The sequence below is a fragment of the Klebsiella sp. D5A genome (assembly GCF_001620885.1).
Classification (GTDB): domain Bacteria; phylum Pseudomonadota; class Gammaproteobacteria; order Enterobacterales; family Enterobacteriaceae; genus Klebsiella; species Klebsiella variicola.
Map to the genome: position 1 here is coordinate 25949 of NZ_LOAR01000007.1, position 17858 is coordinate 43806.

Annotated in this window: 13 protein-coding genes; 7 read left to right on the forward strand and 6 right to left on the reverse strand. The window is 61.1% G+C overall.

Features of this window, described 5'->3' with window-relative positions; all coding sequences use genetic code 11:
• Positions 1-6: 6 nt before the first annotated feature.
• The 3 genes from AS136_RS11435 to AS136_RS11445 are packed head-to-tail and all read left to right on the forward strand — an operon-like array spanning position 7 to position 3213.
• Positions 7-831 (forward strand): phosphodiesterase, encoded by an 825-nt coding sequence (locus tag AS136_RS11435; protein ID WP_063266783.1) that lies wholly within the window; start codon positions 7-9, stop codon positions 829-831.
• Between the two features lie 5 nt (positions 832-836).
• On the forward strand, positions 837-1910 hold the full coding sequence (locus AS136_RS11440) for an ABC transporter ATP-binding protein (RefSeq protein WP_063266784.1): 1074 nt from the start codon (positions 837-839) through the stop codon (positions 1908-1910).
• Positions 1903-3213 carry an ABC transporter substrate-binding protein gene (locus AS136_RS11445; protein WP_063266785.1) on the forward strand — a complete coding sequence of 437 codons (1311 nt, stop codon included), beginning with the start codon at positions 1903-1905 and terminating at the stop codon, positions 3211-3213. The genes AS136_RS11440 and AS136_RS11445 overlap by 8 nt, the downstream gene beginning before the upstream one ends.
• Before the next feature lie 228 nt (positions 3214-3441).
• Here AS136_RS11445 and iolE read toward each other — a convergent pair whose 3' ends face one another.
• Genes iolE through iolD form a run of 4 tightly spaced genes read right to left on the reverse strand, consistent with a single transcriptional unit; the run spans position 3442 to position 8291 of the window.
• Positions 3442-4341, reverse strand: a complete 900-nt coding sequence (gene iolE / locus AS136_RS11450) for a myo-inosose-2 dehydratase (protein WP_002886970.1) — start codon at positions 4339-4341, stop codon at positions 3442-3444.
• A 23-nt stretch (positions 4342-4364) separates the two neighbouring features.
• On the reverse strand, positions 4365-5249 hold the full coding sequence (locus AS136_RS11455; RefSeq protein ID WP_004152193.1) for a sugar phosphate isomerase/epimerase family protein: 885 nt from the start codon (positions 5247-5249) through the stop codon (positions 4365-4367).
• A gap of 41 nt (positions 5250-5290) precedes the next feature.
• On the reverse strand, positions 5291-6304 hold the full coding sequence (iolG, locus tag AS136_RS11460; protein WP_004152192.1) for a bifunctional inositol 2-dehydrogenase/D-chiro-inositol 1-dehydrogenase: 1014 nt from the start codon (positions 6302-6304) through the stop codon (positions 5291-5293).
• 46 nt (positions 6305-6350) lie between these two features.
• Positions 6351-8291 carry a 3D-(3,5/4)-trihydroxycyclohexane-1,2-dione acylhydrolase (decyclizing) gene (gene iolD / locus AS136_RS11465; RefSeq protein ID WP_063266786.1) on the reverse strand — a complete coding sequence of 647 codons (1941 nt, stop codon included), beginning with the start codon at positions 8289-8291 and terminating at the stop codon, positions 6351-6353.
• Between the two features lie 505 nt (positions 8292-8796).
• Here iolD and AS136_RS11470 point away from each other — a divergent pair.
• Positions 8797-10710, forward strand: a complete 1914-nt coding sequence (locus tag AS136_RS11470; protein WP_055323501.1) for a bifunctional 5-dehydro-2-deoxygluconokinase/5-dehydro-2-deoxyphosphogluconate aldolase — start codon at positions 8797-8799, stop codon at positions 10708-10710.
• A 151-nt stretch (positions 10711-10861) separates the two neighbouring features.
• Positions 10862-11719 (forward strand): MurR/RpiR family transcriptional regulator, encoded by an 858-nt coding sequence (locus tag AS136_RS11475; protein ID WP_004206536.1) that lies wholly within the window; start codon positions 10862-10864, stop codon positions 11717-11719.
• A 993-nt stretch (positions 11720-12712) separates the two neighbouring features.
• On the opposite strand, the gene iolB is transcribed toward AS136_RS11475, so the two are convergent.
• Positions 12713-13522, reverse strand: a complete 810-nt coding sequence (gene iolB / locus AS136_RS11480) for a 5-deoxy-glucuronate isomerase (RefSeq protein WP_022065407.1) — start codon at positions 13520-13522, stop codon at positions 12713-12715.
• Between the two features lie 18 nt (positions 13523-13540).
• Positions 13541-15046: a CoA-acylating methylmalonate-semialdehyde dehydrogenase gene (locus tag AS136_RS11485; protein WP_004146794.1), complete on the reverse strand. Its 1506-nt coding sequence runs from the start codon at positions 15044-15046 to the stop codon at positions 13541-13543.
• Between the two features lie 352 nt (positions 15047-15398).
• Between AS136_RS11485 and AS136_RS11490 the strand changes: the two genes are divergently transcribed.
• Together AS136_RS11490 and AS136_RS11495 are read left to right on the forward strand one after the other, a co-directional pair.
• Complete coding sequence (locus AS136_RS11490; RefSeq protein ID WP_063266787.1) at positions 15399-16220, forward strand: TIM barrel protein; 822 nt, start codon at positions 15399-15401, stop codon at positions 16218-16220.
• A gap of 98 nt (positions 16221-16318) precedes the next feature.
• Entirely contained in the window at positions 16319-17821 is a 1503-nt protein-coding gene (locus AS136_RS11495) for a helicase HerA-like C-terminal domain-containing protein (protein ID WP_008807119.1), read from the forward strand.
• Positions 17822-17858 lie beyond the last annotated feature (37 nt).

The following is a 17858-nucleotide window of genomic DNA, read 5'->3' on the forward strand; positions in this document are numbered from 1 at the left end:
TGATTCATGCTGTTAGCGCACATTTCCGATACCCATTTCCGCAGCCGCGGCGAGAAGCTGTATGGCTTTATCGACGTCAATGCCGCCAACGCCGACGTGGTCTCCCAGCTTAACGCGCTGCGCGAGCGTCCGGGCGCGGTGGTGGTGAGCGGGGATATCGTCAACTGCGGCCGCCCGGAGGAGTATCAGGTGGCCCGCCAGATCCTCGGCAGCCTGAACTATCCGCTGTATCTGATCCCCGGCAACCACGACGACAAAGCCCATTTTCTGGAGCATCTTCACCCGCTGTGCCCGCAGCTGGGCAACGATCCGCAAAATATGCGCTATGCGGTGGATGACTTCGCCACCCGCCTGCTGTTTATCGATTCCAGTCATGCCGGCACGTCAAAAGGCTGGCTGACCGACGAGACCATCGGCTGGCTGGAAGCGCAGCTGTTCGAGGGCGGCGACAAACCGGCAACGGTGTTTATGCACCACCCGCCGCTGCCGCTGGGCAATGCGCAGATGGACCCGATCGCCTGCGAAAACGGCCACCGTCTGCTGGCGCTGGTGGAGCGTTTCCCGTCGCTGACGCGCATCTTCTGCGGCCATAACCACAGCCTGACCATGACCCAGTATCGCCAGGCGCTGATCTCCACCATTCCCGGTACCGTCCATCAGGTGCCGTACTGCCACGAAGACACCCGGCCCTATTACGACCTCTCCCCGGCCTCGTGCCTGATGCACCGTCAGGTCGGTGAGCAGTGGGTGAGCTACCAGCACTCGCTGGCCCACTACGCCGGCCCCTGGCTGTACGACGAAAACATCAGTTGCCCAACGGAAGAGCGCTAACCGCCATGCTCAGTCTGCAAAACATCAGTAAACGTTTCGACGGCAAACCGGCGCTCAGCGCCCTGTCGCTGGATATTCACGAAGGCGAATTCGTGGTGCTGGTCGGCCCGTCGGGCTGCGGGAAAAGCACCCTGCTGCGCCTGCTCGCCGGGCTGGAGCCGGTCAGCGAAGGCCAAATCTGGCTGCATGATGAGAACATCACCGCCACCACGCCGCGCGAGCGCAACTTCGCGATGATCTTCCAGAACTATGCCCTGTTTCCGCATCTGTCGGTGCGCGACAACATCACCTTCGGCATGAAGGTGCGCAAGGAAGAGAAAAGCAGCTGGCAGCCGCGAGTGGATAAAGTGGCGCAGATGCTGCAGCTGGAGGCGCTGCTCGACCGCAAACCGGCGAAGCTCTCCGGCGGCCAGCGCCAGCGGGTGGCGATGGCCCGGGCGATCGTGCGCAATCCGCGGCTGTTCCTGATGGACGAGCCGCTCTCCAACCTCGACGCCCGCCTGCGCAGCGAAGTGCGCGACAGCATTATGGCCCTCCACCAGCAGCTGAAAACCAGCACCATCTATGTGACCCACGACCAGACCGAGGCGATGTCGATGGCCGACCGCATCGTGGTGATGAACGGCGGCCACGTACAGCAGGTCGGGCGCCCGGAGTATCTGTATGCCAATCCGGCCAACCTGTTCGTCGCCGGGTTTATCGGTTCGCCGGCGATGAACCTCCTGTCGCTGCCCTGCGCCAACGGTGAAGTACTGTTGGGAGAACAGCGCCATCCGCTGCCGCCGCGCCACCGGGATCAGACCCGCGTCTGGCTGGGCATTCGCCCGGAACATATTACCGACCGCGTGGAGGAGGGCCATCTGCGCCTCCCGGCCACCGTTCTGCAACGAGAACTGATGGGGGCCGACTACCTGCTCCACGTCAGCACCCCGATCGGCACCCTGCGCTTTAGCCGCCGCCACCGCGGCACGGTGCCGGAGAAAGGCGAGTCACTACCGATCGGCTTCTCGCCTGCCGATGTGCATCTTTTTCATGCTGAGACCCAGCATAATTTACTGATGGAGTGTAATCATGTTTAAACCTCTTACGGTAGTCGCGGTTGGCCTCAGTCTTGCCCTGAGCGGCGCGGCGCTGGCAAAAGAGAAAATAGACTTCATGTTCCCGGCGCCGGTGGACGGCAAGCTGACCATGGAGATGACCCGCGTCATTAAGCAATTCAACGACTCGCAGCAGGATGTCGAAGTACGCGGCATCTTCACCGGCAACTACGACACCACCAAGATCAAAGCCGAATCGGCGCAGAAGGCCGGCCAGCCGCCGGCGCTGGTGATCATGTCCGCCAACTTCACCACCGATCTGGCGCTGAAGGATGAGATCCTGCCAATGGACGAGCTGTTTAAATATGGCGATCAAAAGGCTGGCGATTTTCTGCAAAAGGAATTCTGGCCCGCGATGCATAAGAACGCCCAGGTGATGGGCACCACCTATGCGATCCCGTTCCATAACTCGACGCCGATCCTCTACTACAACAAGACGATGTTCGATCAGGCCGGGATCAAACAGCCGCCGCAGACCTGGGCCGAGCTGCTGGCCGATGCCAAAAAGCTGACCGACGAAAGCAAAGGCCAGTGGGGGATCATGCTGCCGTCGACCAACGACGACTACGGCGGCTGGATCTTCTCGGCGCTGGTACGCGCCAACGGCGGGAAATACTTTAACGAAGACTATCCTGGCGAGGTCTATTACAACTCGCCGACCGCCATCGGCGCCCTGCGCTTCTGGCAGGATCTGATCTACAAGGACAAGGTGATGCCGTCCGGGGTGCTGAACTCGAAGCAGATCAGCGCCGCGTTCTTCTCCGGCAAGCTCGGGATGGCGATGCTCAGCACCGGCGCGCTGGGCTTTATGCGCGAGAACAGCAAAGACTTTGAGCTTGGGGTAGCGATGCTGCCGGCCAAAGAGCAGCGCGCGGTGCCGATCGGCGGCGCCAGCCTGGTGAGCTTTAAAGGCATCAACGAGGCGCAGAAGAAAGCGGCGTATCAGTTCCTGACCTATCTGGTGAGCCCCGAGGTGAACGGCGCGTGGAGCCGCTTCACCGGCTACTTCTCGCCGCGCAAGGCGTCATATGATACGCCGGAGATGAAGGCCTATCTGCAGCAGGATCCGCGGGCGGCGATCGCGCTTGAGCAGCTTAAGTACGCCCATCCGTGGTACTCCACCTGGGAGACCGTGGCGGTGCGTAAGGCGATGGAGAACCAGCTGGCGGCGGTGGTCAATGATGCCAAAGTGACGCCGGAAGCGGCGGTTCAGGCGGCGCAGAAGGAAGCCGACGCGCTGATGAAACCTTATGTGGATAAGACCGCGCTGGCGGAAGTGAAGTGACGCGTTACCCGTCATCGTCACCCTCACCCTGGCCCTCTCCCTGAGGGAGAGGGGACGGTACGGCGCCGTGGTTAAGCCCTGAATCCGGGAGAGGGGACTGTCCGGCGCTGTGGTTGAGCCCTGAATCCGGGAGAGGGGACGGTACGGCGCCGTGGTTAAGCCCTGAGTCCGGTTGAGGAAGGAAAAAAAGCAGGCCATACCCGGTATGGCCTGAAAATGTCACAACGATTAGATCCCTGCCGTTTCGCGGATATATTTGCGCGCTTTGACGGCGTATTCGAAAGGATTGGCCAGGGCAGGATCCTGCTCGGCTTCCACCACCATCCAGCCTTTATAGCCAAAGTCGTCCAGCAGCTTGAACACCGGACGGAAATCGATCACCCCGTCGCCCGGGACGGTGAAGGTGCCTTTTTTCACGCCGTCGAGGAACGACAGGCCGTCGCGGCGCACCTGGTCGATCACTGGCGGACGGACGTCTTTCAGGTGAACGTGGTTGATGCGCGGCAGATACTTTTTGAGGATCGCCAGCATCGGCGCTTCGCCGCCTTCGGAATACCAGGCATGGCCGGTATCGAACAGCAGGAAGACGCGCTCGTCCACCAGCGACATAAATTTGTCGATTTCCGCAGTGGTCTGGATGCCGGTGCCCATGTGGTGGTGCAGACAGACCTGCATCCCCTTCTCCGCCGCCAGGCGGCCGAGGGTGTTATAGCCTTCCGCTACCCGCTGCCACTCTTCGTCGCTGAAGCACGGCTTCGCATCGCCGAGGATCGGTTTATCCAGCCCCTGGATGCTGCCGCTCTGCTCGGAGCAGCCAATCACTTTCGCCCCCATCGCATGAAGGAAGTTCATGTGATTGACGAATTCATCAATGGTTTTTTCCCGCTGGCCGTTGGCGAAGAAGGTGCTGAACCAGGCGTTGCAGATCTGAATGCCGCGGATATCCAGCATCGGCTTGAGAACCGCCGGGTCGCGCGGATATTTGCTGCCGACTTCGCTGCCGGTAAAGCCGGCCAGCGCCATTTCGCTGACGATCTGCTGGAAGGTGTTTTCGCTGCCAAGCTCCGGCATATCATCGTTAGTCCAGCCGATCGGGGCGATAGCCAGTTTGACGTTATCTTTGTTCATAGTAGGGCTCCTGCCGCTGCGCCTTAGCGGCGCAGCAATTCACGTTCAATAAGTTCACGGGTTTCCACTGCCTGGTATTTCATTTTTTCCGGGTAGCCAAACAGCGAGGTGGCGACAATCGGCTCCCCGCCGACCTTGAAGGTCTGCTCGGCGAATTTCATTTCGCGCAGGGTGCGGAACAGCGCGTCGAAATCCACATCCCCTTCCCCGACGCCTACGTGCTGGTGCACCACGGCATCCACGCCCGGCGGGTTAACGATATAGCGGCAATGTTTCGTATGGTTGCGGGTATCCGCAATCAGGACATGGGAGAGATCGCTCCCGGCATAGCGCAGCATGCTCGCCACGTCGCCGACGCCTTTGTCGTAGAAAAAGGTGTGCGGCACGCTGTAGACGTACTTCACGTTATCGCTGCGGAACGATTTCACAATATCGACGGTTTCATTGTTCTCTTCGCAGAAATCCCAGGGATGCGCCTGGATCTCCACGCGGATGCCTTCCCGCTCAAAAATCGGCAACAGCTCTTCCATGGAGCGATAGAACATTTCATCGCAGATTTCGGGCTGATTCGGATCGCCGGAGAACTCGGTGTTGATCACCTGAACGCCCATCTCCACCGCAATTTCCACCAGCCGTTTCCAGTTTTTCACCGCCGCCTGACGGCGCAGTTCGTCCGGGCCGGACCAGCGGTAGACGCAGATAAACGACGACAGCTCAAGGCCGGTATCGCGCAGCGCCTGCTTGTACTCCGCCATGATCTCCCGGCTGGCGCGCGGGTGCTTGTAGAACGGGTTAATCTGCGGGTGCGGCGACTGTTCAATGTACTTGTAGCCCCACTCCGCTACCTGATGGACCATGCGGGTGATCCCGAGGTCCTTAATCACATCCACATCAAAGGCAATTTTCATCGTCGTTACCTGTGCAAAGAAGTTCCGTCAGCAAAACGCGCTTAACGTTTGTAGAATGCCGGGCACTCAGGCAGCGTCACCTCAACCGGCTCGCTGGTTCCCTGCGCTTTAATGCAGGCGTCCGCCGCCACCGACGCCGCGTAGCCGTCCCAGGCCGACGGGCCGTGCAGCTGGCCAGCTTTGACGTCGTTGATAAAGGCCTGCAGCTCGACGTCGTAGGCTTTGATAAAGCGGTCTTTCCAGTCGGTCAGAATGGCGGTCGACAGACTGGCGGACTTGCGCATCTGGACGGCAGACGGCTCCGGCAGACGGGCAATCCCGGTTTCGCCGACCACTTCGCACTGGATGTCATACCCGTACTGGCAGTTCACAAACACTTCGACGTCGATCAGGGTGCCTTTTTTGGTTTCAAAGGAGACGATCTGCGGATCTTTCAGGCGCGCATGGGTGTGCGAGGTGGAGCGCGGGAAGCGCACCTGCACGGAACGGTAGTCATCGTTCAGCAGCCAGCGCAGCACGTCCAGCTCGTGGATCAGGGTGTTGGTGATCGCCATATCGGTGGTGTAGTTCTCGCCGACCGACTGGTTGCGGTGGGCGCAGCGCAGCATCAGCGGCGCGCCGATATCGCCATCGTCGATCACTTTTTTCAGCGCCAGATAGCCTTCGTCGTACGGGCGCATAAAGCCAACCTGCACCAGACGACGGCCGGCCTTCATTTCAGCATCAACGATGCGGCGGCAGCCTTCCGCAGACATCGCCAGCGGTTTTTCGCAGAACACCGGCTTACCAGCGGCGATGGCAGCCAGGGTGTACTCTTCGTGGGTCGGGTCCCAGGAGGTGACCAGGATGGCATCGACATCGCTGGCGTTAATCACGTCGTGGCCGTCGGCGTAGACTTCCGCCTGCACGCCCGGCAGCGCGACCGCCGCACGGGCGTTGTCGGCATTGATATCAGACACCGCCACAACGGTGGCGCCCTGCAGAACCTGGGTGCAGCGACGGATGTGTTCTTTACCGATAGCGCCAGCGCCGATGACACCTAATTTGAGCGACATAATGGTTTTCTCCGTAAGTCTGTAGGATTCAGGGTAGAGGTTCGTTTTAGTAATCACGCGCCTGGGCGCGCTTTTCATTAATCATTTGCGCCACCTTGCGGATCCGCTCTGAGAGCGCCGTCTGGGCGACTCCGACGTTCCACCAGCTGCCGTATTTGTGCACCATGGTCTTCGGCAGCACTTTAATATCAATCAGGGTGCTGACCGTTTCGCGACGGGCGGCGTCCAGCGCGTGGCGCAGTTCGTCCAGGGTGGTGACGCGCCAGGTTTTGCAGCCGTAGCCGGCGGCGATGGTGGCGAAGTCCACCGGCACCAGGCCGCCCTGCAGCTGGCCGGTTTCCGGCTGGCGGTAGCGGAACTCGGTGCCGAAGCTGTCCATCCCGTGCTCCATCTGCAGGTTGTTGATGCAGCCGTTGGCCATGTTGTCGAACAGCACGACGTTGATCTTCGCCCGCTCCTGCAGGGAGGTGACCAGCTCAGAGTGCAGCATCATGAAGGAGCCATCGCCGACCAGGGAGTAGACTTCGCTCTGCGGCTGCGCCAGCTTCACGCCCAGCGCCGCGTTGACTTCGTATCCCATGCAGGAGTAGCCGTACTCCACGTGGTAGGTGTTTTCCGCGCGGTTGCGCCAGACGCGCTGCAGATCGCCGGGCAGGCTGCCCGCCGCCGCGACGATCACCGCCTCGGCCGGCAGCGTTTCATTCAGTACCCCAAGGACGCTGCTCTGGGTCAGGGTGGAGTCGGTGATCTGGCGGAACTCGCGATACACCGATTCGCGATCGAGATGATCGTCGATCTCCGGCACAAAGGATTTTTCCTGCCACACCGCCTGGTAGACGCGCTGGGTCTCTTTTAACTGACGGCTCTGCACGCTCTCGATCTGCGCGCCCCAGCCGGCCTGCCAGCCGCTGTCCGCCAGCCCCGCGTCGAGGGCGGTCATCGCTTCCCGGGCGTCCGCCAGCATGGCAATGCCGTCCAGCTTCCAGGCGTCGAAGTTGCTGACGTTAATATTCAGGAAACGCACCTCCGGGTGCTGGAAAATCCATTTCGAGGCGGTGGTAAAATCGCTGAAACGGGTGCCGACGCCGATCACCAGGTCGGCCTCTTTCGCCAGCAGGTTCGCCGCCAGGCAGCCCGTCTCGCCGACGCCGCCGACGTTCAGGGGGTGAGACGAGACCACCGTCCCCTTCCCGGCCTGGGTTTCGGCGAAGGGCACCCCGTAGCGCTCGGCGAAACGGGACAGCGCTTCGCCCGCGCCGGAGTATTTCACCCCACCGCCGCAGACGATCAGCGGTTTACGGCTGGCTTTGATGGCCGCGACGGCGTCCGACAGCTGCGCGGCGCTGGCCGGGCGGCGGTCGAGACGGTGCACGCGGCGCGCAAAGAAGGATTCCGGGTAGTCCCAGGCTTCGCCCTGCACATCCTGCGGCAGGCACAGCGTCACCGCGCCGGTTTCCGCCGGGTCGGTCAGGACGCGCATGGCGTTGATGCAGGCGCTCATCAGCTGTTCCGGGCGGGTAATGCGGTCCCAGTATTTGCTGACTGCGCGGAAAGCGTCATTGGTGCTGATGCTGAGATCGTAGCTCTGTTCAATTTGCTGGAGCACCGGATCCGGCTGGCGGGTGGCGAAGACATCGCCCGGCAGCAGCAGCAGCGGAATGCGGTTGGCGCTGGCGGTGCCGGCGGCGGTGATCATGTTGGCCGCCCCTGGACCGATGGAGGAGGTGCAGGCGATAATCTGCCGGCGCAGGGCCTGGCGGGCAAAACCGGTGGCCGCGTGGGCCATCCCCTGCTCGTTACGCCCCTGATAGACGCGCATATCGCCGCTGTCCTGCTCCAGCGCCTGCCCCAGCCCCAGGACGTTGCCATGGCCGAAAATCGCGAAAATGCCTTTCACGAATTTCAGCTCTACGCCATCCACTTCCAGGTACTGGTTATCGAGGAACTTCACCAGCGCCTGCGCCGTTGTCAGTCTCAGTTTGCCCATGATGCACAATCCTTATTGTTCAGTATTTGTGTGTGGCGTCGCGCCGATGCCGCCGGGGCCGTCGTTCACGTCACTGGAATACCTGTGGATTATAGGCAAACATTTTTTTCATTAAATACAAATACAGAAGAAATATTTCATTTTGCGAGAGGGATCAAACTCTCTACCCATTTCATACGTTTCACTTACATTCCAGACACGTTTTCGGACCCTTTTTTGCCGCGCCACACGACAATATCCCCTTAAAAATCATAGGTAAAGAAACCGCTTCCGGCGTTTCACTTTCCCCTGGGGCGACAGAGGGGCCGATCCACGCTCGCGCGAGGCTCAGTGCGGCAGAGTGGTAGATCCCTCACACTTTTGGTTTTTTAATTTCGAACGAGTTTGCAAATGAAATATTTATTTCTCAAACTAAGGGTAACCAATAACCCTCAGGCTGTTCACGGAGTCGACGTCGGGATCCCGACCCTTCCAGGCAGCAGACACCAAAAAGGAAATCCTAGCTATGAATGCAGCAGTAAAGCGGCTCGACGTCATCTGTATAGGTCGGGTGGCCGTCGACCTCTATGCCCAGCAGATCGGTTCGCGGCTAGAAGACGTTGCCAGTTTCGCGAAATATCTGGGCGGCTCCTCCGGCAACGTGGCCTTTGGCACCGCGATTCAGGGGCTGAAATCGGCCATGCTGGCGCGCGTTGGCGATGAACACAACGGCCGTTTCCTGCGTGAAACGCTCAACCGCGCCGGGGTGGATACCGAGTATCTGATTACCGACAAATCTCGCCTGACCGCGCTGGTGATGCTGGGGATTAAGGATCAGGAGACCTTCCCTCTGATTTTCTACCGTGATAACTGCGCCGATATGGCCTTAACGCCTGACGACATTAGCGAGGAGTATATTGCCTCCTCCCGGGCGCTGGCGGTGACTGGCACCCACCTGTCGCACGCCAATACCCGCGCCGCGGTGCTGAAGGCGCTGGAGTACGCTCGCCGTCACGGCCTGCGTACCGCGCTGGATATCGATTACCGTCCGGTGCTGTGGGGGCTCACCTCGCTCGGCGATGGCGAAACCCGTTTCATTGAGTCCGGACCGGTCACCAGCCAGCTGCAGGAAGTGCTGCATCTGTTCGATTTGGTGGTGGGAACCGAAGAAGAGTTTCATATTGCCGGGGGCAGCACCGATACCCTGACCGCGCTGAAAAATGTGCGCAATGCCACCAAAGCCACCCTCGTCTGCAAGCGCGGGCCGATGGGCTGCGTGGTGCTGGAAGGCGACATCCCGGACAGCTGGGACCAGGTGCCGCTGCAGCAGGGCGTGCGCGTGGAGGTTCTCAATGTGCTGGGCGCCGGGGATGCCTTTATGTCGGGCCTGCTGCGCGGCTGGCTCAACGACGAAGGCTGGGAGCAGGCTTGCCGTTACGCCAACGCCTGCGGGGCGCTGGTGGTCTCCCGCCACGGCTGCGCGCCAGCGATGCCCACCAAAGTCGAACTCGATGACTACCTGCTGCGCGCCGAATCGGTGCCTCGCCCGGACGTCGACGAGCGCCTCAATCACCTGCACCGGGTCACCAGCCGCCGTCAGCAGTGGCCGGAGCTGTGCATTTTCGCCTTCGACCATCGCAAACAGCTGGCCGACCTGGCACGGGAGACCGGGCGCGATGAAGCCTGCATTCCGCAGCTCAAGCTGTTGTTGTTAGCCGCGGCCGAAGCGGCGGCGCAGGAGGCGGGTCTCGATCAGCGCAGCGGCATTCTGGCCGACGGCACCTACGGCCAGCGTGCGCTCAACGCCATTACCGGCAAGGGCTGGTGGATTGGGCGCCCCATCGAGCTGCCCAGCTCGCGACCGCTGCGTCTGGAGCATGGCAACATCGGCTCGCAGCTGATCGACTGGCCGCTGGAGCATGTCGTCAAATGCCTGGTCTTCTATCATCCTGCCGACCCGGCGGCGCTGCGTGCAGAGCAGGACGCCCTGCTGCTGGAGGTGTGGCAGGCCTGTAACAAGTCAGGCCATGAGCTGCTGCTGGAGGTGATCCTGCCGGAAAATGGCCCGGACAAAGACGAGCGCCATTACCACACCATGCTGGAACACTTCTATCAGCTGGGGATCAAGCCGGACTGGTGGAAGCTGCCGCCGCTCTCCAGCGCCTGCTGGCAGCAGATCACCGCGCTTATCGAGCGCGAAGATCCGTGGAGCCGCGGGATCCTGATCCTCGGCCTCGACGCGCCTTCCGACAAACTGCGCGCCGGTTTCGCCGAGGCGGCCGCACATCCGATGATCAAAGGTTTCGCCGTTGGGCGCACCATCTTTGGCCTGCCGTCGCGGCGCTGGATGCAGGGTGAGCTCAGCGATGAGGCCCTGATAGAGGAAGTGAAACGCAACTACCTGACGCTTATTGGCTACTGGCGCGAAGCCCGCCGCTGATCCCCCGACGCCCGTCTCCGTCACCTTGCGGAGCGGGCGTTTTTCTGTTTCTTCGTGAAATGAATCGCGTATTTCGTCGCAATAAATGAAAAATTCGCTTCATTTGGTACACTGGAAGCCATATTCCTTCCATTTTCTCAGAGCGCACTCTATGGCCAATAACCCAACACAGCTGACCATCCTGCAGGATGAAATCAGGCGTCGCTACGATACATTAAGCAAACGCCTGAAACAGGTCGCCCGCTATATCCTTGATAACAGCAATAGCGTGGCTTTCGATACCGTGGCCTCCATTGCGCAACAGGCGGATGTTCCCCCTTCCACGTTGATTCGTTTTGCCAACGCCTTCGGCTTTAGCGGCTTTAACGAAATGAAACAGATGTTCAAGCAACATTTGATGGAAGAGACCGCCAACTATACCGAGCGCGCCCGTCTGTTCCGCCAGACCACCAGCGATGAGTCCAGCCCGCCGGAAACGCCGACGGAAATCCTCAATATGTTCACGATGGTGAACAACCAGGCGCTGCAGCAGCTGGCGATGCAGACCTCCAGCGATGAGCTGGAGCGCGCGGTGGCCCTGCTGGGCGAAGCGGAAAATATCTACGTCATTGGCCTGCGCCGGTCGTTCAGCGTCGCCTCCTATCTGACCTATGCGCTGCGCCACCTCGATCGCAAAGCCTTTCTGATCGACGGCCTCGGCGGCATGTTCACCGAGCAGTTGAGTCTGGTCGGCCCGAAAGACGTGGTGGTGGCGGTGAGCTTCTCGCCGTACGCCCGGGAAGTGGTCGAGCTGGTGGAGCTGGGCGCGCAGCGCAAAGCGCGGCAGATCGCGATCACCGACAGTCAGGTCAGCCCGCTGGCGGCCTTCAGCGACGTCTGCTTTGTGGTGCGTGAAGCGCAGGTGGATGGCTTCCGCTCGCAGGTTGCCTCCCTGTGTCTGGCCCAGACGCTGGCGGTTTCGCTGGCGCTGAACAGCAGCCAGGAGTCCGAGGCCAAGCAGAAGGCGTGAGATAAGCCGCCTGGCGTTTGTGACCCGGCGGAGTCGTATAAGCCTGCGGGAGGATCTCGTAGGCCGGATAAGGCATTTATGCCGCCATCCGGCACAAAGGCGGGTATGGAGCCGGAGGTGTCCTGCCCGGCGGCGCTGCGCTGGCCGGGCCTGGGATATGTGCGCCTGCGGGTCGCCGGAGATAATGTTATTGATATGCAACTTTATTAATCCGGGAAAAGCGTTTGTCGCATGTGATTTCAGCGCACATTGCGCTCCCGGTTAATCGTCTACGTTATGCCTGGCATGGCGCAGGGAGCGCACAGGGGGCGGCCAATCGCCGCCGCCCCCTGCACCCCCGGGCTCCGGCCAGCAAAATCGCCACTGCGTGGTACCTTCGACTTTTCCCTGCAGGCTTCGGGTCGGGCCGAGGCAGCGTCCGTGCAAAACACGGCCCTCAGCCCGCATCCATGCGGGCTGCCCCGGCCTTCCGGGAACGTCTCAGCGATTTTGAGGCCGTCAGCACCGGCAGTTTCAGTCGCACAAGTGGGTCAATCAACAGCAGGTCGCACGACCCCCTGGACGGGCAAGGCGTGAGCCGCCGCCCGGCATAAAAGCGGCTCCGTGCCCGCGGTCATCGCCCGGCGGCGCTGCGCTTGCCGGGCCTACGATATATGAGCTCACGTGAGGATACCGTAGGCCGGATAAGGCATTTATGCCGCCATCCGGCACAAAGGCGGGTATGGCGCCGGAGCTTGCCCTGCCCGGCGGCGTTGCGCTTGCCAGGCCTGAGGTATAGGGGCTCACGGGAGGATGCCGTAGGCCGGATAAGTGTAGCGCCATCCGGCACGAGACGGGTACGGTGCCGGAGGTTCCTGCCCGGCGGCGCTGCGCTTGCCGGGTCGGGGAGTGGGATTCCGCGGAGCGTTTCGCTAACAAACACCCGCCGCCCTCAAACAAGAAGGCCGGTTAGCATCGCTAACCGGCCTTTTGTATCCGCTTCTGCACCGCGCGTCAGTCGTGGCGCGGGTACTCCGGCGTGTTGATCCAGGCGTGGTCATCTTCCCAGGTGAACAACCATTTCCGATCCGGCCCGGCCATCACGTTCAGATAGTAGCTGTCGTAACCGGCAATCGCCGCCACCGGGTGGTAACCGCGCGGCACCATCACCACATCGTGGTTGTAGGGCGCCATACAGGCGTCCAGGCTGCGGTCGTCGGTGTAGACCCGCTGGAAGGCAAAGCCCTGCGGCGGATCGAAGCGGTGATAGTAGGTCTCTTCCAGCTGCGTCTCTTTGCCCGGTAGAGCGGTATCATGCTTATGCGATGGCCACGAACTGGTGGCCCCCTCGTCGGTGTACACTTCCACCACCAGCAGGCAGTCCGCCTCGGCGCTGTCCGGCAGAATATTATGCACCCGGCGCTGGTTGCGCCCTTTCCCTCGGTGCTCTACGCCGACATCTTCCGGCCGAATGAGGCGTGCCGGGAAGCGGCCTTTGCCCGGCGCGCTGCATACCGCCAGCTCCAGATCGGAATCGGCAGTCACCTCGACTTTATCCTGCGGCGGGACGTAGACCGACCACGGCGGGGTGCGTTCAAACGGCGACATCCGTTTACCGAGATTCGGGAAATCGGCATGCTGCGTTTTCACCGACGCCAGCCCGGCGACCAGCACCAGGCACAGCTCGCGATCGCCGCTCTCCAGCGTCACGGTCTGCCCTTTTTTCAACATCCAGACATCAAAGCCGATATAGCGCCAACCGGCGCTTTGCGGCGTAATATGCTGGATCTGTCCCTCTTTTCGCGATTTAGCCAGTAACGACATGGCGCTCTCCTTCGCCGATTAACCTAATGTCGGCATGCTGAATTCAGATACGGTCTGCTGCCCTGCCGGCCAGCGTACGGTGGCGGTCTTCATGCGCGTGTAGAAGCGCACGCCGTCCGGCCCGTGGACGTTCAACGCGCCAAACACCGAGCGCTTCCAGCCGCCGAAGCTGTGGAACGCCATCGGCACCGGGACCGGCACGTTCACCCCAACCATCCCCGCCTGCACGTCGTGGACGAATTCACGCGCGGTGTGGCCGTTGCTGGTGAAAACGGCGCTGCCGTTGCCAAACTCGTGGCTGTTGACCAGCTCAAGGGCGCTGTCATAGTCCGCCGCGCGCACAATTCCCAGCACCGGGCCAAAGATCTCTTCGCGCCAGATGGTCATCTCCGGGGTGACGTGATCGAATAGGGTGCCGCCGACATAATAGCCTGCGTCATAACCCGGCACGCGCAGTTTGCGGCCATCGACCACCAGTTTTGCCCCTTCGCTCTCGCCTTTATCAATATAGCCAAGCACTTTTTTCTGGTGGGTATCAGACACCACCGGCCCCATCTCGTTCTCTTCCTGGCCGCGCATGCAGCCCGGCCCCACTTTCAGCGCTTCCACCAGCGGCTTCAGGCGGGCGATCAGTTTGTCGGCAGTTTCATCTCCCACCGCTACCACCACCGGCAGCGCCATGCAGCGCTCGCCTGCGGAGCCAAAAGCGCCGCCCATAATGGCGTTAACGGTGGCGTCGAGATCGGCATCCGGCATCACAATCGCGTGGTTCTTGGCGGCGCCGAAGGCCTGCACGCGCTTGCCGTGGGCGCTGGCGGTCTTGTAGATATACTCCGCCACGCCGGAGGAGCCGACGAAGCTCACCGCCGCAATACGCGGGTCAGTGTACAGCTGCTCAGCATCTTCATTGCTGCAGTGCACGACGTTAAACACGCCGTCCGGCAGACCGGCCTCTTTCAGCAGCTCTGCCAGCCGCACAGCGGCCGTCGGCGCCAGCGCGGGCGGCTTGAGAACGAAGCTGTTGCCGCAGGCCAGCGCCAGCGGGAACATCCACATCGGCACCATCGCCGGGAAGTTAAACGGGGTGATCCCGGCCACCACGCCCAGGGGCTGCATCAGCGAATAGCTGTCGACGCCGGTGCCGACGTCAGAGGAGTATTCGCCTTTAATCAGGTGCGGGATCCCGCAGGCGAATTCGACCACTTCCATGCCGCGGGTCAGCTCGCCCAGCGCATCGGACCACACTTTACCGTGCTCGCTGACGATGATCCCGGCCAGCTCTTCCACGTGCTGCTCCAGCAACATTTTGAAGTTGAACAGCACGCGGGCGCGGCGCAGCGGCGTGGTACGGGACCAGCTGTCAAACGCATCGCGAGCAACCTGAATCGCCTCGGAGACTTCCTGCGCGGTTGACACCGTGACTTCGCGCACCGCTTTGCCCGTCGCCGGATCGTACACCGGCATCGTTTCGTTGCTGCTGCTGATAACGGTTTTCCCGCCAATAAAGTTTCCTGTGATCGTCATGTTCTCGCCTCATAGTGAAGGGGGCCAGCGCACACCGGCCCGTCGCTGATTCTGCTGTGCTATAACCGTAGTAAAATGAAATTTATATTTCAACATTGTCGTGAAATGAAATTTCATTTTGGTGATAACAGTCGCATTTTGCGCCGACGGATTGCCTGTGCGCTTCCCGCATCCCGCCTCGTCGCCTCAAGACGCCCGGCTTCCCGCCGCTGTCGCCCCCGTCGTCGGGGCCAGTGATATTTTGCGAGACAGCTCAAACATTCATCATTTCCATTCTTGCTAATTTTGGAATAAACGTTTTGACTGTTAGCCAATTGAACGAACCTATCCCCTCTTCCGTCAGGAGTGTCCTATGGCCATCGCAATGCAACGTTTTTGTATTAACCGCAAAATCGCGCCAGCGCTCAGCATTGAAGCGTTTTTCCGTCTGGTGAACCGTCTGGGCCTGAATAAGGTCGAGCTGCGCAACGATTTACCCAGCGGAAAAGTGACCGACGATCTGAGCCATCAGCAGGTGCGCGAGCTGGCGGCGCGCTACCACATCGAGATCCTGACGATTAACGCAGTCTACCCCTTTAACCGTCGTAGCGAAGAGGTGCGGAAGTTGACCGAATCGCTGCTGAAAGAGGCCCAGGCCATCGGCGCCAAATCGCTGGTGCTCTGTCCGCTTAACGACGGCAGCGAAGTGCCGGCCAGCGACACCCTGGGCACCCTGCGCGATCTGTCGCCGCTGTTTGCGTTCTATGGCATCCACGGCCTGGTGGAGCCGCTGGGCTTCCCGCAAAGCTCGCTGCGTTCGGCACACCAGGCGCAGACGCTGATCCACGACGCCCGCGTGCCGTTTAAGCTGCTGATCGACACTTTCCATCACCATCTCTACCCCCAGGCGGCGGACGAGTTCAGCCAGGTGGAGGTGGCGGATATCGGGCTGGTGCACCTTTCAGGAGTGGACGATAGCCGTCCGCGCGAGCAGCTCACCGATGCCGAGCGCATCATGCTGACCCCGCAGGATCGTCTTGGCACCTGCGAGCAGGTTAAAGCGCTGGAAGCCCGCGGCTATCAAGGGGTATACGCTTTTGAACCCTTCGCACCTGAGCTGGCGCAGTGGAGCGAAGCGGATATCGAGCGCGAAATTGAGCAGAGCATCGCGCTTATCCAGCGCCACTGCGCCTGAAGCCTGCTCTGGACAGCGTGCGCGGCGCGTGACGATTTTCCCAACGCCGGACGACGAGGTTGCCTATAATCGTCGCAGGATAAATGGAGGAATCGATCATGAGCTCACCCTTGTTGATTGCGCGCACGCTGGATAACGCGCTGTATTTGCTGCCCGCGATGGCCAACCGCCATGGGCTGATCACCGGTGCAACCGGCACCGGTAAAACCGTCACCCTGCAAAAGCTGGCTGAGTCGTTCTCGGAGATTGGCGTCCCGGTATTTATGGCGGACGTCAAGGGCGACCTGACCGGCATTGCCGCCGCGGGGCAGAGCTCAGAGAAACTGCAGGCGCGGCTGGAGAAGATTGGCGTCAGCGACTGGGAGCCGCACGCCAACCCGGTGGTGCTCTGGGATATCTTTGGCGAGAAGGGTCACCCGGTTCGGGCGACGGTCTCCGATCTTGGCCCTCTGCTGCTGGCGCGCCTGCTCAATCTCAACGAGGTGCAGAGCGGCGTGCTGAACATTATTTTTCGCATCGCGGACGACCGCGGCCTGCTGCTGCTCGACTTCAAAGACCTCCGCGCCATCACCCAGTTTATCGGCGACAACGCCAAAGCGTTCCAGAATCAGTACGGCAATATCAGCAGCGCCTCGATCGGCGCCATCCAGCGCGGGCTGTTAACCCTGGAGCAGCAGGGCGCCGAGCACTTCTTCGGCGAGCCGATGCTGGATATTGCCGACTGGATGCGCGTCGATGCCAGTGGTAAAGGGGTGATCAATATCCTCAGCGCCGAAAAACTCTACCAGATGCCGAAGCTCTATGCCGCCAGCCTGCTGTGGATGCTCTCCGAACTCTACGAGCGTTTGCCGGAGGCGGGCGATCTCGAAAAACCCAAACTGGTGTTTTTCTTCGATGAGGCGCATCTGCTGTTCAACGACGCGCCGCAGGTACTGCTGGATAAAATCGAACAGGTGATCCGCCTCATCCGCTCCAAGGGCGTCGGCGTCTATTTCGTTTCGCAGAACCCGGCGGATATTCCCGACGCCGTGCTCGGCCAGCTGGGCAACCGCGTGCAGCATGCCCTGCGCGCCTTTACGCCGAAGGACCAGAAGGCGGTGAAAACCGCCGCCCAGACCATGCGCGCCAATCCGGCCTTCAGTACCGAGCAGGCGATCCAGGAGCTGGGCACCGGCGAGGCGCTGATCTCCTTCCTCGATGAGAAAGGCAGTCCGTCGGTGGTCGAGCGGGCGATGGTTATCGCCCCCTGCTCGCGAATGGGTCCGGTCAGCGATGACGAGCGCAATGGCCTGCTGAATCACTCGCCGCTGTACGGCAAGTATGAGGAGGAGGTGGACCGCGAGTCGGCCTTTGAGATGCTGCAGCAAGGGGTGCAGGTCGCCACCGGGCAGCAGTCGGCTCCGCCGGCGAAGGGCCAGCAGAGCGGCGATGACGATGGGCTACTCGGCGGCCTGAAAGATATTCTGTTCGGCAGCACCGGCCCGCGCGGCGGCAAACGCGACGGTATCGTGCAGACCGCGGCGAAAAGCGCGGTTCGCCAGGTCACCAATCAGATCGTCCGCGGCATGCTGGGCAGCCTGCTGGGCGGACGCAAGCGCTAAAAAAAAGCCCCCTCATCGTTGAGGGGGCTTATACGTT